We start from the raw sequence: 18,459 nt of genomic DNA on the forward strand, positions 1-18,459 counted from the left end.
AAGTGATAACTGTATTCAAAGCTACCCCCGGGTGCTTTGTAGATGCCGGGCATGTTGTTCTGAGGTCGTTGGTTGTTGGTGGATTCCGATAACTAGAGGCAATACCCGTGACCAACTTCACCAACCAAGAACAGCAGGCAATCGACGCTGCACTTTTCATCATCCACACAAAGCTCAGCAACCAGAATGCAATAGCTTTACCGGTCGAGATTAAGAACTATCTGCACATCAGACTGGCGTGCGATACGGATGAGTGGCTATGCGCTATGTTGATGAACAATCAGTACAGGATGATCAGCTTCCAGAGACTCTTTAGAGGCCCTGTGAGCGTATCTAGCATCATGCTGAGATTAATTGCCCGTAAGGCTCTAGAACTCAATGCTGGGGCTGTGGTGCTGTGTCAGAATCATATTGAGGGTGACTTAGTACCTAGAGATAAAGACAGGGAGTTAACAGGTAAGGTTAGAGATGTCTTGGTATTGTTTGGGGTACAGCTGCTAGATCACATCTTCGTATCAAGGCATGACTCATACTCGCTAGCCGAATACGAACTATTGTGATTTAGCCATTCTCAGCTTCGCAGCACGATAGGAAGCACCATTGAAAAATGATGCTTTTAAATGGATCAAAAAGCGGACGGATTAGGAAACACCAGGGCGATCCGCATCCGTCCGTCGGCTATTCGAGGAGCCGTAATTACTTATTTTGAGCAGTTGAATAATCAACATTGTAGACTTCGAACGTCTGATTTTGAGTTCCGAAGAGATGTAGACCTAGTGACTTCTCTCAAACAACAGCAGAAAGGGAGGGTCTTCCTCCCTTACTAACTGGAAGTCTCTCAACTAGGTAACGATTGTGACCGTCCTCGACAGACCAACCCTCGGAATGACGTTCCGGATTGTTGTAGTTCAGACTGTCACTGACAATCGGTAGGTTAAAGTCGATTTCCAAACTGTGTTGATTTGATTCGTTATCAAAATGGACAACGATCCGATCAACTACACCGTTCAGAAATTCACGCTTCTCCTCGTCGGTGTACTGATTCTTCGATTCAATCTCGGACTCAAATTTCTCCAACCAGTTAACCCAACGAAGTCCATCATTGAACCGTTTCTCTTCTGACTCTAAATTCCCCACCCGCTCTTTGATCGACTGAAACTCTTCATTGAGTTTTTGACGAATCAGACCTGGATCACCATGACCTCTTAACTAAAAAGTTCAGACAGCACAAAAACCTCAACTCCAAAGCTAACCCTGCGCACAACACCAAATAATTTCAATTGTTCTGCTTTTTATTTCTTGTAGGGGAAATGGAACTATTTAATTCCATTAACTCCACTATTTTGACCAATATTTCAGGCTGGAAATCTTTACCATAACGACCAAATGTAATCCCACCTGAGGTATGACCCAGCAACGCACCGGCTAGACTTTCAGAAACACCCTGCTGTTTCAACTGATCAGCAACCGTGTGCCTGAAACTATGGAAATCTTTGCACCCTTCCCCACTCTTTAAACCTAATTTACGAAGATAACGACTGAACCACTTTGAAGGTGCTGCTGCGTAACCGTGATATTCGCTCCACTTTAGCTCTGGGAACAGCCTAACCTCTCCCCTAGCTCTAAGGTCAGCAACATAATCAAGCAATCCAATTTTTCTCAGTTCACTATGAAGTGGCACCAGTCTTTCAGAGCTAAAGGATTTCAACCTCTGCTCTTCCCGCCCTTCTCGAATATGAATGCACTGAAGACCTTTTATGGTGACAAAGTCATCAAGGTACAACTGGCAGAGCTCATTCAACCTAGCACCAGTAAAAAGCCCTAAATACGGTAACCAGTAGCGGTAAGGATACTTTTGATCTTTCACTGGGTAATGGGCCAAATCGAAAACTGATTCTAAGTCAGCATCACTAAACCGATGCCTGAAAGAACTAACTTTTACTCGCTGCTTTACCTTCAACCCTTCCAGCGGGTTGTTATGGCTATACCCTTCACGAATGGCAAATTTGAATACCGTAGTTAAATTCTTAACGTAGTTGTTGAACGTAGTGGTGCTGATAGTAGTTTTGGTATTCTGTATTAATTGCTTTATCGACTTCCCTGCTAAGTTTTTACAGCTAGGCGGGAGTTGCTGAGCAATCTCCTTAAAAAACCTCGCCTCTTCACGACCAAAGTTACGTATTGGAATATCGCCTACGATTCTAATTAAAAGGGCAACCTGGGCATCTTTATCACAGATTGTCTTTTCACGAACACCTTCGTGTTGCTGCTCAAGTCTATACCTTGCCCACACCTCTGAAAGCTTAATACAAGGCATTTGAGGATGTTTAGAGGCAGAATCATCTTCCAGCACGGGTAAAGGCAAACTAACTTCTAGTGGGCGGCTTAGAAGCTTCCTAGTGTCCACAAGATCACCTCTTATTGCAGCATCAAACAACGGTTCTAATTGCGATAGCATTTCAGCACTACGCACAATGGCTTCACGCCTAGATTTAGTGTTTAACGATCGACGAATGTGTGTACATGCAATTGCTGCTCTTGCAGCTAGTGGTACACGGATACGGAAGTAGTAAACAGAGTGTCTTGAGGTCTCTAAATAGGCTGTTGTTCGAGGCATGTGTCTCACCTTGTGTCTCACCAAGGCATTCACAAACAACAAAGGTATACTAAATCAATAGGTTACCCAGAAATGGAGATGGCCCCACCAGCCACATCCCGGCACATGAGTCCACCGCTGTGGCTGCTCCCTTCCGGGCCTGACCAGGTTCACGGTTTATCATTGCGAGAGGACCAATGGAGCCACCACAACAGCCTCGTTTTGAGGAGCGCGAAGTATAAGCAGCCCCCCGGCTGATTGCAAACGGACTGGGTACTAAATCTCAGCCAAGCCGATCAGCAGCAGCACCGCAATTAGCACCAGCGCTAACGCCAATACACGGTTGATAACCTGTTGACGCTGCTCGAGCCATGCGAGGCTAGCCGGACGACTGAGCAGCACTGCGACAACCAAATACCAGAGCGTATCCGTCGCCCAGGGCGTTAACACCAGCAGATACTGTTCACTGAAGTCCCGCTCAGCATCGACAAACGGGGTAAAAAGCGCCAAAAAGAAGAGGGCTAATTTGGGGTTAAACAGCGCAATTGCCGCACCGTCTGATACTGCCGAGGCAAGGGATTTGGCCCTCTGTGTACGCTGAGTGTTAATCTGCATCTTGCCACCGCGCCAGGCGCCTTGTGCCAGATAGAGCAGATAGATCACCGCGAATATCGATAGCAAGATCTGCAGAAAGGGTATGTGCAGCAGCAGTTGGCTGATTCCAAGCACTGTTACCAACGCCCAAACGCCAACCATCAACCCATGACTGATAGCCGTTAAAATACCATTTAAGCGCGAACCATTGAGTGTCTGATTAACCACAACCAACACACTCGGACCCGGCGAAACAGCACCCATCAGGCAAACAAGAGCCAGACTGAGCCACTCTACAAAAGTCATACTATGATACACTCGCGCGACTAATTGAATTTGGACACAGAGGCTATGGCAGGTTCACTCCAAGATCAACTGCTCAAGGCGGGTATCGCCAACAAGCAGCAGGCAAAGAAAGCGACCATCGATAAGCGCAAGCAGAAAAAGCAGGCGCCTCAAGAGGCAGAGGCTGAGCGCCAACAGCGACTCGATGCGATCGAAGCGCAACGCAAAGAGAAGGCTGAGCGCGACCGCCAACTGAATGAAGCGCGCAAAGCAGAACAAGATCAGAAGGCGATCGATGCGCAGGTTAAACAGCTGATCGAGCGCCATCAGGTAAGGCCCTCAGACAAGGCTGAGACACGCTTTCAGTTCGTCGATGGGACTACAATCAAGTCGCTCTACGTTGATGCCGATATGATGTCACCGCTTGCGCGAGCGCAATTACGCCTGGCTCGATCTGGTTCATCCTACGCACTTGTACCTGCGGTTGTGGCTGAGAAAATTGAAGCGCGCCGCCCAGAGGTCATCATCCCACTCTCGAGTGACCAGCAAGCATCTGATGAGGATGATCCCTACGCTGAATACGTCATCCCTGACGACCTGATGTGGTAATAGCAATTTAACCCTACCGAAGGAGGCCAACAGTGGCTGTAGTTGAACTAAACGAAGAGAATTTTGAAGCCACCGTATTTGGCAACCCTTTTGTCATCGTCGATTACTGGGCACCCTGGTGTGGTCCTTGTAAGGCGTTTGGCCCTACATTTGAAGCCGTATCTGAAGAGTTTCCCGATGTTGTTTTTGCCAAAGTGAATACTGAGGAGGAGCAGGCGATTGCAGCGCACTTCCAGATTCGCTCTATTCCAACGCTCATGGTCTTTCGCGATAACATCCTGCTCTATAACGAGGGCGGCGCACTGCCTGCAGGTGCTCTACGCGAACTGCTAGCTAAAGCAACAGAGCTGGATATGGATGAAGTTCGTAAGCAGATCCAAGAGTCTCAAAGCGCTGAAAATAGCTGAACTACAACGACGAAGGAACGCGTCTTGGCGCGTTCAAACCTTCCAAGCGTTTTTCAAGCGGCTCGGGTACACCCTATCTAGACTTAGCGCCCAACCACCTGCGATTGCCCTGTGCCCTCACCAATAATTCGTACTTCGCGCTGTGGGTACGGAATTTCTACATTTGCCTGTTTTAGCGCATGCCAGATCATCAGTAGCAGGTCACCACCCACCCTATTCTGACCATCGTCGATCCCCTCCATCCAGAACTCGATAAGAATATCGATACCAGAGCCACCGAACCCTTTGATCTCAGCATCTGGACGCTCCTCTAACGGAACCTCATCACCGCTGATGACCTGAGGGTGCTCAGAGACAACCTCACGCAGCAACGGGAACAATCGGTCCAGATCAGTGCTATAGGCCACCTGAAGGTTAATTGAGTAGCGCTGTTTGGAGTTTTTGTGTGTCCAGTTGGTAAAGGTGCTGCTCATAAAGCGCTCGTTCGGCACCATGATATCCTTACCATCAAAGGTCTCGAGCGTAGTCGAGCGCATCTTCAGCTCGCGAATCACTCCTCCTTGCCCATCATCCAACTCGATATAGTCGCCAATTTTAAGTGAGCGATCGAGAAGCAGGATAATGCCCGATATGAAGTTAGAGGCGATAGACTGCAATCCAAAGCCCAGCCCGACACCGACAGCACCTCCAAAGACAGCCAATGCAGTTAGGTTGATACCCATCACCTGCAGCAGCAACAGGAAGATAATGACCGTCAACACCACTTCAAACAGCTTGGCGAAAAGCTCTCGGGTTCCCGCATCAAGCTCTTCTTGGCGACGGATAATCCGATTACCCGCAGTGCGTGATAAGCGACCCAGCCAGAATAGCAATGAACCAAACACCAACATTCTCAACACGCCGTAGGCCGAGATTTTGATATTTCCGACTTCAAGTGCGACCTGATCCAGATATTGAATCACCGCGCCCAGCAGATCGAACACATGCAGTACGGCGGCCGGTATCAGCAACCAGAGTATCAGGGTCCGCAGCAACTTGTGTTGTACAAAATTACGCACAAAGGTGAAAAGCAGAAAGACAAGCGCAGCACTCTCGCTGATACGAACCAGGTAGCTCTGAGCAAAAAAGTGATCACTGGCATCCACTGCCAGCGCTAGCGTGATGATCAGCAGTAACGGAAATAGTAGAGGACGGGCACTGGCCAGCAGATCTCGAAAGCCGCCGACAGCCTGCTCGTCGCGTTTGTGGTTAAAGATCGCCGCACGGGAGCTCAGAACCTGCGAGAGGGCGTACGCAAAAATCAACGCCACAAACACTAGACCCAACTGGATGTAGAATCCTGGGCTGTTAAACCAATCGATTAGGGTTAAAGAGAGCGCCTCAAAATGAGCAAAAAACGCATCGTTAGATAGTGTCACACAGCGACTCCTGAATATTTAACCCTAATACGTTGTTGTCCAGTATAGCTCCGATCTAGCCTAGTCGTTGGTCAACATCACACCTTCAATCTCGATATCTGCGCCTTTCGGAATCGCCTTTACTGCAAAGGCAGCACGCGCTGGATATGGCTCATCAAAGTAGCGTGCCATTACCTCGTTCACCTGCGGGAAGAAATCCATATCGGAGAGCAGAATCGTCAACTTAACGATGTCGTTAAGTTCGCCTCCAGCAGCATTTGCCACAGCCTTGAGATTCTCAAACACTCTTACGGCCTGAGCTTCAAAGCTCTCAGTTACCAGCTCCATCGTTGCTGGATCAAGTGGAATCTGCCCCGACATGTAGACGGTATTTCCAACCTTAACAGCCTGAGAGTAAGTACCGATAGCGGCGGGTGCATTAGGCGTGCTGATCGTACTGCGGTTAGACATATTCATAGCTCCAATTCAAAAAGTGAGTAACAAGCAAAGGTTACATGCATTATCCCGCTAACAAGAAGGGTAGCAAGCATTTTCCAGCGATAACCCGCACTGTTAAACTAGCCTGGTCAATCGATACGAGATGTAGTCACCGTGCCAATCCGTCTAGATCAACTCCTTGTAGAGCGTCAGCTTGTCGCCAGCCGTGCACAGGCTCAGCGCGTCATCAAAGAGGGGCGCGTTGAGGCTGACCTCAGAGGTTGGCAGGTGCTGGATAAGAGTTCATTCAAGCTTGATGCTGACACCCCCATTCGCATTAAACCCGACGAGTCAGACAAGTACGTTTCACGCGGCGCGCTAAAACTGAAAGCGGCGCAAGAGCAGTTCCACCTGGACTTCAACGATCTCGTTGCGATCGATGTTGGCCAGTCTACCGGCGGGTTTACCGACTACCTACTTCAACACGGCGCTGCGGCCGTGATCGGTATCGAGGTGGGACAGGATCAACTTGCAGCCCGCTTACGGGAAGATCCGCGGGTAACCTGTATCGAGGGGTATAACGCTAGAAATCTGGAACCCGACCTGGTTTCAAAAAGCCCAACCATGAAGTTCGATCTGGCGGTTATGGATGTTTCATTCATCTCACAAACGCTGATATTGCCCGGACTTTGCAGCTTACTTAGCCAAGGCTCCCAACTCATCACACTGATCAAGCCACAATTTGAGCTTGGCCCAGAGCACATTGGCCGCGGCGGACTGGTCCGCTCGCAACACCTCTACCCACAACTGAAACAGCAGATGTGCGAACTGGTTACAGAGTTGGGAATGGAAGTTGAGGGATATATCCCCAGCCCAATTAAGGGTGGTGATGGCAATCAGGAGTTCTTGCTCGTCGCGCGCAAAAGTTGAACCCCAAGCACTGGGCCCTGCGGCAAGAAAAGACCCGCCACCCCATACGAGGGGCGGGTAAACCTGGACGGTTTAAAAAACGTTAAATCTGTTAGTCCGCCTGGCGACGCAAGAAAGCTGGAATATCCAGAAACTCCATGTCGTCAGTGCCGGTCTTCTGCACTACTGGCTGCTCTAACGGCAGGTCCTGCTGTTCAGTTTTGCGGTTACGAATAACAGTCGGTGTATCAAGATCAGTAAAACCAGCCGTTGTTGGTGCAACAGCAGTACGCGTTGGCTGGGTCTGCGGTGCTGGCTGTGCAGACACCTGAGCATCTGAGTTTACAACCTGCGCTTCCATCTGCCGTGCACGTGCAAGACCGGTAGCTACAACAGTGACTTTGAGCTCTTCGCTCATATCTGGATCGATAACTGTACCCACAACAACAGTAGCGTTGTCAGAGGCGTACTCCTCAACGACTTCGCCCACTTCAGCGAACTCACCCAGACTCAGATCCATACCCGCAGTGATATTAACTAGGATGCCGCTGGCACCCTTAAGATCTATATCCTCCAGCAGCGGGCTGTTGATAGCGGCCTCGGTCGCCTCGCGCGCACGCTCATCACCACGCGCCACCCCCGTACCCATCATCGCCTTGCCCATTTCGGACATAACGGTGCGCACGTCAGCAAAGTCGACGTTGATCATACCCGGACGGATAATCAAGTCAGCAATACCCTGCACAGCGCCCTTCAGCACGTCGTTTGCCGCGCTGAATGCCTTAATCAGGCTGGTGTTTTTGCCGAGCACTGGGAGGAGTTTTTCGTTTGGAATGATAATCAGCGAGTCAACGCGATCCTGTAGCTCACGGATCCCCTCTTCAGCGATTTTCATGCGCTTGCGACCTTCGAATGGGAAGGGTTTAGTCACAACAGCGACCGTCAGAATCCCCATCTCTTTCGCCACTTCTGCAACGATCGGCGCGGCGCCGGTACCCGTGCCACCGCCCATGCCGGCAGTAATAAAGACCATGTCTGCACCTTGTAGTGTCGCCATAATCTGTTCGCGATCTTCCATCGCTGCAGAGCGACCCACTTCAGGATTCGCACCAGCACCTAGGCCTTTGGTGAGCTCACCACCAATATGCAGGGCTGCGTGTGAAGCAATTTTAGCCAGCGCCTGCGCATCAGTGTTGGCACAGATAAACTCTACGCCATCCACGTCCGACGACACCATGTGTGATACTGCGTTACCACCGCCTCCCCCGACGCCGACAACTTTGATCACAGCACTTTGAGTCGCGCTATCTACCATCTCAAACATAAAACACCTCCAGGTTTCTTTTTAATGGCTCCGATCTTTGCCGGCTCGCCACACTCAGCACTCTGTGAGTGCAAATTTCATTGGATCAGAAGTTACCCTGAACCCAAGTCTTAATACGCGACACCCAGCTCCCCTGCTCGGTATCACGGGATTCTCTCTTTTCAACACGATGCTCTAAACGCTCATCAGCGGTCAGGCTCATATCGTCCACACTGTGCGTGTCGACTGACTGGACTAACTCATTGTCAGCTGAGTAGAGCAATAGGCCGATCGCGGTGGCATAGATTGGATTAGTCAGCAGGTCATCGACTCCGGCGACACCGGTTGGACGTGCCAGACGCACCGGCATATGGAAGATCTCCTCAGCCAGTTCGACAGCGCCCTCCATTTTGGAAGTACCGCCAGTCAGAACCAATCCTGCGGCAACCAGATCTTCAAAACCGCTGCGGCGCAGTTCAGCCTGCACTAGGGTGAACAACTCTTCATAGCGCGGCTCTACCACTTCAGCCAGCGCCTGCCGTGACAGGTCACGCGGCGCACGATCACCCACACTCGGGACCTTGATCGTCTCATCGGCACGGGCCAACTGTGCTAAAGCACAGGCGTACTTCATCTTGATCTGCTCGGCGTGCTGCATCGGTGTACGCAACGCCATAGCGATATCGTTACTGACCTGATCACCAGCGACCGGAATGACTGCTGTATGACGAATAGCACCCTGAGTGAACACAGCGATATCGGTGGTACCGCCACCTATATCCACCATACATACACCGAGATCTTTCTCATCATCAGTGAGTACGGCATAACCTGACGCTAACTGCTCAAGTACGACAGCATCAACTTCTAGCCCGCAGCGGCGAACACACTTTTCAATATTCTGGATCGCGTTAGTTGCACCGGTTACTAGGTGAACCTTCGCTTCGAGGCGCACACCCGACATACCCAGAGGTTCTTTAATGCCCTCTTGGTTATCGATCAAGTACTCCTGAGGAAGAATATGGAGAATGCGCTGATCAGCAGGAATGGCAATTGCCTGGGCTGCCTCAATAACACGTTCAAGGTCAGATTCGGTCACTTCGCGGCTCTGCAAAGCGACTATACCGTGCGAATTATGACTATCGATATGGCTACCGGAGATACCGACACTGACGGAGTGCACCTTACAACCCGCCATGAGCTCGGCGGCTTCAACTGCACGCTGAATAGATTGAACTGTGGATTCGATATTGACGACAACGCCGCGCTTTAGACCGCGAGAGGGGTGTGACCCAACACCGACGACATCAACGCTGCCATCTTGCCCAACTTCGGCGACCATACAGACCACTTTCGAGGTACCGATGTCGAGCGCAACAATCATTTTAGGATCTGTCACCTGTTTTAACCTGTCCAGAAAAAGGCGGTTACCCGCTGTGAGCGCAAAAACCATCTTTGTATTTGAATAAATAAAAGAGATTTCTGCGCTCTTATCATTAATATTAGCACAATTATCAACCAGCGCTGTTCATAAAAGCAACAACTAATTTAGTCATCGAATATCATCTAAAAAGTCTATAAATTCAACTTAAACTATTATTTATCAATCACTTAAAGATGACCAAAAGCATAAATAAAGGGCTATCAGATACATAAGTTGGATTATATTTTTCTATGAAATAGGAATATAAAATCAATATTAATTTTTGAATAATTATCGAAATATCAAAAATAGATATTGAATAAACATAATTTAATCAAAATCTAATATTGATAATTTAAATACAATTCAAAAATCGTTTTTGATTTTAAGAAAAACTAATACACAGCTCTATGAACATTTACTGCGGGCTCAGCAACGTCAATACCAAAAAAGCGCTTCTATTCAGAAGCGCCTGTTTAGTATGGAGGACGGAAGGGCGGAGCAACTCTAAATCGAAGCAAGAATCGCTCAGATGAGAAGGGTTAGGGCCAATTGATGTAGAGATAGATATCGGCCAGCACAGTCAGCGGTAACATCAGTATCAGCGTAGTCTTATCACCCAGCATGCGCTGCAACACAGCAATATGAATGATAGGAAAGGTCAGAAACATGCAGGAGAGCGGTATAGACCAGTGCTGAGTAAGAAAGCCATACGCCATCGCCCCCACTAAGCTTAGCGCAGCAAAGTTACCGGTAAGCACCACCGATACCTGCGCGTTCTTGCTTTTGAGCCAATCAGGCTTCTCGTCGTCAGTCAGTTTGTTCAGCGCGCTGGCGCTGAGCGCAGCAGACATTGAAACAAGACCCGCAGCAAGAAAGATGTATAGCGCTTCGTTCATCAGTATAATCCTAAACAGTTTCCGCAGATTGTACGAAGAGCGAAGCTTCAGCTCCAGACTTATACGATGAAAGAGTTAAGATTTTTACTATTAGCCCCGGCTTTGGCCCTAGCGAGCACAGCTACCTCAGCGCAGGAGTCACAGCATTGGGTGTGTCAAACTGAGCCACTCTACCGGCAACTACTCAGTGCCCGCCTCTATGGCGTTGGCAAGGATCCTGAGCAGGGTTGTCAAAAACTCCCTACGGGCGTTTCTATTGAACAACTCGAGTGTGTCACTTCGGATCTAGAGTTGTGCCAATACCGCTGGAAAGGCCTCGAGTCAGGCACGACTTTCTGGGGAAGCCCCATCATCAAAACTGTGAAACAGGCCAGCCAATAAGCCGCCCCACAAGGAGCCCCACATGCCCGACTTTCTCGTCGATGAAGCAATCGAGGATTACGCTTTTCTGGTGACCGGCGAAGAGCCGGCGCTGTTGCAGGAGCTGATCGACCAGACAAATCTCAATATGGGTTGGCCGCAAAAGCTCTCCGGCCGCCTGGTCGGACGCACACTGAAAATGCTTGCAGCGCTCAAGCAACCCAAGCGCGCACTCGAGATAGGTATGTTTACTGGTTACTCGGCTCTATCCATCGCAGAGGGGATGCCGCAGGATGGCAAGATCATCTGCTGCGAGACCAATCCACGTGCGATCGACTTTGCCAAAACGTTCTTTGAACGCTCAGAGCACGGGCACAAGATTGACGTAATTTTCGGCCGCGCGCTAGACACGCTCGACACGTTGGAAGGCCCGTTCGACTTCACCTTTATCGACGCCGACAAGCGCAACTATATGAACTACTACCTAAGGGTGAAAGAGCTGACGGAGCCCGGCGGCCTGATCATACTGGATAACGTGCTCTGGTCAGGGAAAGTGCTGCAGCCCGAATCTGAGATAGACGACGTGCTGGTCGAGTGCAACCAGTTTATCGCGGATGATCCAGAGGTTGAAAATGTCTTCCTCACGGTGCGTGACGGTCTCAACGTCGTTCGTAAGCTCTAGGCTTAAGGCTTCGCTATCCAAATGGCTCGGCTATCCTAGACGCTCTGCTATCCAATGAGCTGCGCTAGGACCCGCCCCAAACCGTGACACTTCGCTTCGCGGTTGAAGATTCTGGCCATCCATGCCGATGGATACGCGAACACCCGTTAGTCCATACAGCAGACCGGAACTGACCAACAACATGAAAACATCTCTGCAAATTGGTTTCAGGTGAGCTCCATATGAGCTGGACTCAGCTCATCAGTTAAACATTTCATGTTTAGAGAGGATCACTTGAAAATGATTCACCTATATACTTACACCCCACTGCATTCTGACGACAATACTGATTAAGGGGCTGGCATGTCTTTGACACTCGCCGAGAAACTGAGCAAACGCGACCTAGGGGTCTATCTAATCGGAACCACTCCACCCAAGGAGGGTACAGATGATGAGACCATGCGCGGGATCGCTCGGAAGCTGCTGGCCCGTTTGAGTAATAGCGAGTACGACGGCATGATCGTCTACGATATTCAGGATGAGAGTGCGCGAATTTCAACGCCTCGCCCCTTCCCGTTTTCGCGGACTCGCGATCCTCGCGAATATGCAAAAATTCTCGGCGAGCTGAACGGTTTAGGGACCGTTACCTACAACTCGGTTGCACAGGGCAGCAAAGCAGAATTTCGATCTTGGTTAGATGAGACGGTCCACGAATTTGATCAGTCAAATCTTGTGCTAGTTGGCAGCCCAGCAGCGAATTCCGCGAAAATGTCACTGCCAGAAGCTTATGAGACAACCCAAACATCAGCGACCGCAATCCAGCTGGGCGGTGTCAGTATCGCTGAGCGTCACGTAAAGAAAGGTGATGAGCACCTTCGCCTAATTGAGAAGCAGCGACAGGGTTGCAGCTACTTTATCTCTCAGGCCGTCTATAACCCCCAGGCCACCATCGATATGTTGACGGCTTACGCCCGTGAATGTCGTGAGCAAGATATTGAGCCGGCACGCATCATTCTCACCTTTACCCCTTGCGGAAGCCCGAAAACATTGGAGTTTATGCGCTGGTTAGGTATCTCTATTCCAGAAGCGACCGGTTACCGTATACTCGATGCCGAAAACCCACTGCTTGAGAGTCAGCGCATCTGTTATGCGAATCTCAGACAGATCCTCGCAGCGGTTATCCCACTGGGCTTACCCTTAGGATTGAATATCGAGAGTCTGACAAATCGCAAAGAGGAGATCGATGCAGCGATCGCCCTCTACCGCCTTCTGAAGGCTCGCATGGAACTCTCTATGGCTCAGGCGCAGATTGGGATCTAAGCTCAGGCTGTTGCCGCAGCGGTGCAATTCGATCGATAAGCGATTGACGCTCAACCTCAAGTTCTGCGATCTGATCTGGCGCCCACTGTAGCTTTTTTCCCTCCAGATCGAGTTGATATTCAACCTGGGAGAGCAGATCCATACCCAGCAGCCCCTGATGCGCTGAGCTACCACGAAACTCTAACAGTTGTACCTGAGCCGGACTAATTTCGAACGGGCCGATCTGCAGGCGATCAACTTTCGCCTGATAAAGAGGGATCTCCTCACCGCTTGCCGTACGGGCGCCACCGACCAATCGGTCCTCAGAGACTAAGCCTGAGAGCGCTTCGCGATGAAACACCGTACGGTTAGCACCGGTATCCAACAGCAGCTTCAAAGTGCGACTGCGATTACCTCGGCCTATTTCGACCGGCACAACTACCTGATTGTTGTTAAAACTGATCGGTGAACTGGCGTTAGCAAGCAGTCGATCGATGCGGCGCAAAGCCACCTCCAACTGACTGATCTCACGCAGCCTCTGCGCAGCAACACGTTCTAAGGGTGAGGATTGATAGGTTTCGCGAGATACGAGCTGATCACGATATTGCAGCGGGACTGCCGAAATACGATCGACAAACACACGCCGCCCCGTGTTATCCCGATACTCATAGAGTTGCGCCCAAACCAGTGTGCTGAGCGACATAGCGAGCAAAAAGCTAACCGCCGGCCAACTTAACGTGGTAGCCCTCTTTCTCCAGCATGGCTTTAATCTTGTCACGATGATCACCCTGTATTTCGATGACCCCTTCGCTTAAAGTGCCGCCGGTACCGCAGCTCTTTTTAAGACGCTTAAGGAGTGCTTTGAGCTCAGTATCAGGCTGAGCCACTCCTGAAATTGTAGTCACACCCTTGCCTTTTCGCCCCGAGGTTTCGCGACGGATTCGCACAATGCCGTCCAAACTGGACATACGCTTCTGATCGGCCAGTTCCGCGCAGACACACTGAGCTCGTGCCTCCCTGCACTCTGGACAGAGGTCGCCCTTTTCGGTTGAGTAGACTAGACGGCTAAGTTGATCTGATAAAGATGCCATGCCCCCTCCTATACTCGAATACCGCCGCCAATTTGGCGCGCAAGGTAACTGGCGTACGAGTCGGTCATACCGGAGATAAAGTCCAACGCACGCATATAACCCGAATAGAGTGAATCATCGGCGCTTGGCGCATGGATACCCATTAGGCTCATTATCTTCTCACTGCGATAGCAGAGGTTATCCGCCCCTTTGTCGTGCTGTTCCCACACTGCCTCAATGAAGGCTTCAACTAGAACGCCGAGAATTGTGTATGCGCCAACCTCCAACTCCGCCTTGCGGGTATCAGGGAAGACTCGCTGCTGCGCAATCCCTTTAGCTTCAGCCAGTCCATCACGCACCATTGGATCGCCATCACCGAGCAACTCTCCGTGATACTCTCCGGCCATCAAAGCATCCAAGTTTGATGCGAAAACATCGACCGATGAGTTAACCATGTTCTCCATCGCACGGCCACGCAGCGCCGATATTTTCCGGCGCGAGGAGGCCTGAGTCGCAAAGATCTCGTCATCGAAACTCAGATCGCCGCAAAGTTTCAACAGTATCGGTTTCACCTCATCAAAGCTGAGCAGCCCCAGTTCAATTGCATCCTCCAAATCGAGGATGGCGTAACAGATATCATCTGCCGCCTCCATCAAGAAATTGAGAGGGTGACGGCACCAGCGATCAGACTCTAAGCGAACCAAGCCTAGATCACGCGCCAAAGACTCAAGAATATCGAGCTCGGCTTGGTAGCAGCTATATTTGCCTTTTTTACCCCCATGGCGGGCCGACCAAGGGTACTTGAGTAGTGTCCCCAAGGTTGCGTGGGTCAGACGCAGGCCTCCATTCATCAAATGATTTTCAATACGCGTCACCACGCGAAACCCCTGAGCGTTACCCTCAAAGGTGGAGAGATCTGCCCACTCCTCAACACTCAGCTGGGAAAAACGCGCATCGCCTTGTCGCTGACGAAACCAGTCGCGAATGGCATATTCGCCCGCGTGGCCAAAAGGGGGATTGCCGATATCGTGTGCCAAGCAGGCTGACTGCACAATGGTGCCCAGATCATCTGCTGAGATTCCCTCAGGCAGACGATCTGCAATGAGTTCACCGGCGCGAATACCGAGGCTGCGACCTAAACTGCCCACCTCAATCGAGTGCGTCAGGCGAGTATGGATATGATCATTGAGGGCCAGTGGGTGCACCTGAGTCTTGCGACCCAGGCGACGAAAAGCACTGGAGAAGATGATACGGTCATGATCCTTGTGGAACTGACTGCGGCCAGCCTCCTGCGCACTCGGCTGCGCATGACCAAAGCGCTTAGCCGAGAGTAGTTTATGCCAATCCATCGTAGACTCTAATAGCGTGACTCGAAGTTCGTGTTAACCACTATTGTAACTGTCTAACGCTCGTTTGCGCGCACTTGAGTAATCAATAATTGGCGCCGGGCGACCGAACTCAGCACCTGCGCCCGGCAGATGACGTTGCTTGGCGGGTAGATTGGCCAGCTCCGGCAGCCAATGCGCTATAAACTCCCCTTGAGCATCAAACTTTTGACTCTGCGTTATCGGGTTAAAAATCCGGAAATAGGGGGCTGCATCAGCTCCAGTCGAGGCCGACCACTGCCATCCACCAAGATTAGAGGGGAAATCAGCGTCGATTAGGTTCTGCATAAAAAACTTCTCACCGAGACGCCAATCCACCCCAAGAAGCTTAGTCAGGAACGAACCTACGACCATTCTCAAGCGGTTGTGCATCCAGCCTGTCTCGAGCAACTGCTTCATCGCAGCATCAACAATCGGAAACCCCGTTTCACCACGGCACCAGGCATTAAAACCCTCGGGGTTTTCCAACCAGGTAATGCGAGCTTCAGTCTCGGGTCTGAAAGGTTCAAGTTTGTTGAGTTCTGGAAATGCGACCAGAAGATGACGATAGAATTCGCGCCAGATAATCTCATTGAGCCAACTGCCTTCCAACCAAGACTCATCTTTATAGTGGTTGCGCAACACATGCATCAACTGCAACGGCGAGACCGCTCCGATCGTCAGATACGGGGAGAGCTTGGAGGTACCGTCAACCGCAGGGAAATCGCGTTTCTCGGCATAATCCGCCTCGCGCTGCTCAACAAACTCATACACTCTGGCGCGAATTGCCTCCGAGTCAACAGGCCAGCGCTCTGCATCATGCCTCAGCGGCTGCCATCCCAGATCCTCAGGCACCTCATCAGAGGCGACACCGCTTGCGGGAAAGATCTCCTTAACTGCGCGAATGGGTCGATCAAAACGGTGCAACTGCCGACGCCAAGCGCGCGCGAAGGGGGTATAAACTTTGAAATCTGTACCCTGCCCAGTTTTCACCTCGCCCGGGGGAATGATCAACTCACCATGGAGGCTTTCGAACTGAAGTCCAGCTGAGGTCAAGGCCTGCTCCACTGCCAAGTCACGCAGACGTTCATTCAGTGGATACTCTTGGTTACACACAAGCCGAGTAGCTCCCAGCTCCTGCATCAGTTTCAGCAGCGCATCCGCGCAACCTGAAAAGTGCCCAACCTCCAACACTCTGAGGGGAATGCCTAACTGCTCGAGTTCTGCTTTGAGGGCGAGCAAGCGCGCGCGCCAAAAGCCCATGCGCACAACACCCTCATCGTGCTCACTCCAGCTCTGAGGGGTAAGACAGACAACAGCCACTGCTGCCTCGTTAGTCTCAGCCGCTCGCTCGATTGCAGGGTTGGCGTGCAGCCTTAGATCATTTCGAAACCAAATTAGATTCAACGCCAATTTTCCTTCTCTGTTCTTCTAAATCTTTCGGGACGCTTCTAAATCCATTATGCCAGTCAAAAAGAGCTTAAAAACAAAAAAACCGGCGCACTCGCACCGGTTTTTTAGAGGTAAGCAGCTCGCCCTAGAGACCGATAAACGGCTGAACCAGCTTACCCATCAGGCCACTGAACTTCAGCGGCGCGTCAGTCGCGATCAGACAGATACACTCGTGTTCAGTATCTACGATAGGCTGGTGCTCTAGCTGATCATCCAAATCTGCAACGTCACCGACCTGGAAACGGCCGATCTCATCGCTGTATGAACCGCGCAAAATAAGCGTCAACTCACTGCCCGTGTGCGTGTGATGAGGCACAGAGACCCCTGGCTGAATACGCAACAGTCGGGCTGCGCCTGTTCCACCCAGTTTGAGGTCGTACTGTTGAACACCTAACCCCATAGTCTTCCAGTCGAGCGCGTTCAAGTCATCGCCGATATACTCTACCAACGACGCTGGTACTTCTGCGTTGCGAGACCGAGAGACCGCTGGAACCTCAGGCTCCACATCGTCCAACATACTGAGCACCTGATCTAAGGAGCCGCTCTTCATGGCCACTGGCTCTATCTGACGCAACAGATCCCCGCCAATTCTATTCGACGTCTGCACCTGCTCCATGCAGTGCCCACACATCTCCAAGTGACTCTCAACCAGCAACGCCATCCCTTTGTTCAGCGTGCCACTTGAGTACGCAATTAGAGTTGCGTCGTCAAAATGGTGACTAATCTTCACTTTTCTCCCCCCAGTGCGCTTTCAACTTGGAAAACGCCAAACGTAATCTTGATTTAACACTGCCAAGAGGTATTCCGAGTTGCTCCGCAATCTCTGAGTGACTCTTGCCTTCATAGTAGGAAAGATAGAGAACCTGGGCCTGGGCCTCTGGTAGCTTAGCGATGGCATCCTCCATCCGCTGAGCGACTACTGCATGCTCGCCGTAGTGCCGTTGATCTGGATCGGCCTCCTCTTCGGGGAGCTCGTACTCCACTGCTTTTTCACGACGCAGCCGGTCAATGCACTGATTCCGCGCCAAAGTGAAAATCCACGTACTTGCACTCGCTTTAGAGCGGTTGTACAGATGGGCTTTGCGCCACACCGCCAGCATTGACTCTTGCGTTAGCTCTTCGGCCGCCGCTGGATTCATGCCAAACCGGATGATATAGGCTTTGACGCGGGGTGCGAAATATTCGTACAGTCGAGAAAATTCCAACTTATCACGAGACTCAGCTAACGAACTGAGGCACGCCGACCATTCGTCGCGTATTCTTTTCTTTTTATCTTCAACAAGCGCAGCTGCAGCGTTCACATCAGCTTCCTCGGTCTTATCTTTACTCACTGACCACCTCTACGCTCATTTTATTATGGCGGATCACTCACACTACTCTCATTTTACTTGAT

Annotated in this window: 20 protein-coding genes and 1 other RNA gene; 6 read left to right on the forward strand and 15 right to left on the reverse strand. The window is 50.8% G+C overall.

The annotated features are described in order from the left end of the window. The first annotated feature begins 107 nt into the window (after nucleotides 1-107). Entirely contained in the window at nucleotides 108-560 is a 453-nt protein-coding gene (locus tag AC1WNR_RS12275) for a JAB domain-containing protein (RefSeq protein WP_481644784.1), read from the forward strand. A 226-nt stretch (nucleotides 561-786) separates the two neighbouring features. On the opposite strand, the gene AC1WNR_RS12280 is transcribed toward AC1WNR_RS12275, so the two are convergent. From AC1WNR_RS12280 to AC1WNR_RS12295, 4 genes are all read right to left on the reverse strand, one after another. Beyond that, nucleotides 787-1,137: a hypothetical protein gene (locus AC1WNR_RS12280; RefSeq protein WP_481644785.1), complete on the reverse strand. Its 351-nt coding sequence runs from the start codon at nucleotides 1,135-1,137 to the stop codon at nucleotides 787-789. A gap of 139 nt (nucleotides 1,138-1,276) precedes the next feature. Further along, nucleotides 1,277-2,617 carry a DUF6538 domain-containing protein gene (locus AC1WNR_RS12285; RefSeq protein WP_481644786.1) on the reverse strand — a complete coding sequence of 447 codons (1,341 nt, stop codon included), beginning with the start codon at nucleotides 2,615-2,617 and terminating at the stop codon, nucleotides 1,277-1,279. A gap of 82 nt (nucleotides 2,618-2,699) precedes the next feature. Further along, nucleotides 2,700-2,796, reverse strand: an RNA gene (ffs, locus tag AC1WNR_RS12290) — signal recognition particle sRNA small type. Between the two features lie 76 nt (nucleotides 2,797-2,872). Next, a complete protein-coding gene (locus AC1WNR_RS12295; RefSeq protein ID WP_481644787.1) occupies nucleotides 2,873-3,496 on the reverse strand; it encodes a LysE family translocator in 624 nt (207 codons plus the stop codon). Nucleotides 3,497-3,541: 45 nt separating this feature from the next. On the opposite strand from AC1WNR_RS12295, the gene AC1WNR_RS12300 reads away from it, so the two are divergent. Next, nucleotides 3,542-4,084, forward strand: a complete 543-nt coding sequence (locus AC1WNR_RS12300; protein ID WP_481644788.1) for a DUF2058 domain-containing protein — start codon at nucleotides 3,542-3,544, stop codon at nucleotides 4,082-4,084. 32 nt (nucleotides 4,085-4,116) lie between these two features. Then, nucleotides 4,117-4,491 carry a thioredoxin gene (gene trxA / locus AC1WNR_RS12305; RefSeq protein WP_481644789.1) on the forward strand — a complete coding sequence of 125 codons (375 nt, stop codon included), beginning with the start codon at nucleotides 4,117-4,119 and terminating at the stop codon, nucleotides 4,489-4,491. 83 nt (nucleotides 4,492-4,574) lie between these two features. Here the strand turns inward: trxA and AC1WNR_RS12310 are convergent, their stop codons facing one another. Beyond that, nucleotides 4,575-5,909: a mechanosensitive ion channel family protein gene (locus AC1WNR_RS12310; protein ID WP_481644790.1), complete on the reverse strand. Its 1,335-nt coding sequence runs from the start codon at nucleotides 5,907-5,909 to the stop codon at nucleotides 4,575-4,577. A 60-nt stretch (nucleotides 5,910-5,969) separates the two neighbouring features. Further along, nucleotides 5,970-6,359: a RidA family protein gene (locus tag AC1WNR_RS12315; RefSeq protein ID WP_481644791.1), complete on the reverse strand. Its 390-nt coding sequence runs from the start codon at nucleotides 6,357-6,359 to the stop codon at nucleotides 5,970-5,972. A 141-nt stretch (nucleotides 6,360-6,500) separates the two neighbouring features. On the opposite strand from AC1WNR_RS12315, the gene AC1WNR_RS12320 reads away from it, so the two are divergent. Beyond that, the gene (locus AC1WNR_RS12320) at nucleotides 6,501-7,256 is read left to right on the forward strand and encodes a TlyA family RNA methyltransferase (RefSeq protein WP_481644792.1); all 756 of its coding nucleotides are present in this window, start codon (nucleotides 6,501-6,503) and stop codon (nucleotides 7,254-7,256) included. Nucleotides 7,257-7,347: 91 nt separating this feature from the next. On the opposite strand, the gene ftsZ is transcribed toward AC1WNR_RS12320, so the two are convergent. The 3 genes from ftsZ to AC1WNR_RS12335 all read right to left on the reverse strand — a co-directional run bounded on the left by ftsZ (nucleotide 7,348) and on the right by AC1WNR_RS12335 (nucleotide 10,860). After that, the gene (ftsZ, locus tag AC1WNR_RS12325; RefSeq protein WP_481644793.1) at nucleotides 7,348-8,559 is read right to left on the reverse strand and encodes a cell division protein FtsZ; all 1,212 of its coding nucleotides are present in this window, start codon (nucleotides 8,557-8,559) and stop codon (nucleotides 7,348-7,350) included. Between the two features lie 85 nt (nucleotides 8,560-8,644). After that, nucleotides 8,645-9,922, reverse strand: a complete 1,278-nt coding sequence (ftsA, locus tag AC1WNR_RS12330) for a cell division protein FtsA (RefSeq protein WP_481645392.1) — start codon at nucleotides 9,920-9,922, stop codon at nucleotides 8,645-8,647. Nucleotides 9,923-10,503: 581 nt separating this feature from the next. Next, complete coding sequence (locus AC1WNR_RS12335; RefSeq protein ID WP_481644794.1) at nucleotides 10,504-10,860, reverse strand: hypothetical protein; 357 nt, start codon at nucleotides 10,858-10,860, stop codon at nucleotides 10,504-10,506. A 403-nt stretch (nucleotides 10,861-11,263) separates the two neighbouring features. On the opposite strand from AC1WNR_RS12335, the gene AC1WNR_RS12340 reads away from it, so the two are divergent. Further along, entirely contained in the window at nucleotides 11,264-11,902 is a 639-nt protein-coding gene (locus tag AC1WNR_RS12340; RefSeq protein WP_481644795.1) for an O-methyltransferase, read from the forward strand. A gap of 342 nt (nucleotides 11,903-12,244) precedes the next feature. Further along, on the forward strand, nucleotides 12,245-13,201 hold the full coding sequence (locus AC1WNR_RS12345; RefSeq protein WP_481644796.1) for a hypothetical protein: 957 nt from the start codon (nucleotides 12,245-12,247) through the stop codon (nucleotides 13,199-13,201). Here the strand turns inward: AC1WNR_RS12345 and AC1WNR_RS12350 are convergent. From AC1WNR_RS12350 to AC1WNR_RS12375, 6 genes are all read right to left on the reverse strand, one after another. Further along, a complete protein-coding gene (locus tag AC1WNR_RS12350; RefSeq protein ID WP_481644797.1) occupies nucleotides 13,173-13,883 on the reverse strand; it encodes a retropepsin-like aspartic protease in 711 nt (236 codons plus the stop codon). The genes AC1WNR_RS12345 and AC1WNR_RS12350 overlap by 29 nt on opposite strands. A 13-nt stretch (nucleotides 13,884-13,896) precedes the next feature. Next, nucleotides 13,897-14,271, reverse strand: a complete 375-nt coding sequence (locus AC1WNR_RS12355; RefSeq protein ID WP_481644798.1) for a translation initiation factor Sui1 — start codon at nucleotides 14,269-14,271, stop codon at nucleotides 13,897-13,899. Between the two features lie 8 nt (nucleotides 14,272-14,279). Then, the gene (locus tag AC1WNR_RS12360; protein ID WP_481644799.1) at nucleotides 14,280-15,599 is read right to left on the reverse strand and encodes a deoxyguanosinetriphosphate triphosphohydrolase; all 1,320 of its coding nucleotides are present in this window, start codon (nucleotides 15,597-15,599) and stop codon (nucleotides 14,280-14,282) included. A 33-nt stretch (nucleotides 15,600-15,632) separates the two neighbouring features. Then, nucleotides 15,633-17,021, reverse strand: coding sequence for a cryptochrome/photolyase family protein (locus tag AC1WNR_RS12365; RefSeq protein ID WP_481644800.1), 1,389 nt, complete (start codon nucleotides 17,019-17,021; stop codon nucleotides 15,633-15,635). A gap of 130 nt (nucleotides 17,022-17,151) precedes the next feature. Beyond that, nucleotides 17,152-17,796, reverse strand: a complete 645-nt coding sequence (locus tag AC1WNR_RS12370; protein ID WP_481644801.1) for a ChrR family anti-sigma-E factor — start codon at nucleotides 17,794-17,796, stop codon at nucleotides 17,152-17,154. Continuing rightward, a complete protein-coding gene (locus AC1WNR_RS12375) occupies nucleotides 17,786-18,397 on the reverse strand; it encodes a sigma-70 family RNA polymerase sigma factor (RefSeq protein ID WP_481644802.1) in 612 nt (203 codons plus the stop codon). The genes AC1WNR_RS12370 and AC1WNR_RS12375 overlap by 11 nt, the downstream gene beginning before the upstream one ends. Between the last annotated feature and the right edge of the window lie 62 nt (nucleotides 18,398-18,459).

The sequence above is a fragment of the Marinobacterium marisflavi genome (assembly GCF_982447095.1).

Bases quoted from the DNA above. Each gene is read 5' to 3' on its own strand.
- AC1WNR_RS12285 (WP_481644786.1), bottom strand. From the start codon at position 2,617: ATGCCTCGAACAACAGCCTATTTAGAGACCTCAAGACACTCTGTTTAC.
- AC1WNR_RS12295 (WP_481644787.1), bottom strand. From the start codon at position 3,496: ATGACTTTTGTAGAGTGGCTCAGTCTGGCTCTTGTTTGCCTGATGGGT.
- AC1WNR_RS12300 (WP_481644788.1), top strand. From the start codon at position 3,542: ATGGCAGGTTCACTCCAAGATCAACTGCTCAAGGCGGGTATCGCCAAC.
- AC1WNR_RS12315 (WP_481644791.1), bottom strand. From the start codon at position 6,359: ATGTCTAACCGCAGTACGATCAGCACGCCTAATGCACCCGCCGCTATC.
- ftsZ (WP_481644793.1), bottom strand. From the start codon at position 8,559: ATGTTTGAGATGGTAGATAGCGCGACTCAAAGTGCTGTGATCAAAGTT.
- ftsA (WP_481645392.1), bottom strand. From the start codon at position 9,922: ATGATTGTTGCGCTCGACATCGGTACCTCGAAAGTGGTCTGTATGGTC.
- AC1WNR_RS12335 (WP_481644794.1), bottom strand. From the start codon at position 10,860: ATGAACGAAGCGCTATACATCTTTCTTGCTGCGGGTCTTGTTTCAATG.
- AC1WNR_RS12340 (WP_481644795.1), top strand. From the start codon at position 11,264: ATGCCCGACTTTCTCGTCGATGAAGCAATCGAGGATTACGCTTTTCTG.
- AC1WNR_RS12345 (WP_481644796.1), top strand. From the start codon at position 12,245: ATGTCTTTGACACTCGCCGAGAAACTGAGCAAACGCGACCTAGGGGTC.
- AC1WNR_RS12350 (WP_481644797.1), bottom strand. From the start codon at position 13,883: ATGTCGCTCAGCACACTGGTTTGGGCGCAACTCTATGAGTATCGGGAT.
- AC1WNR_RS12355 (WP_481644798.1), bottom strand. From the start codon at position 14,271: ATGGCATCTTTATCAGATCAACTTAGCCGTCTAGTCTACTCAACCGAA.
- AC1WNR_RS12360 (WP_481644799.1), bottom strand. From the start codon at position 15,599: ATGGATTGGCATAAACTACTCTCGGCTAAGCGCTTTGGTCATGCGCAG.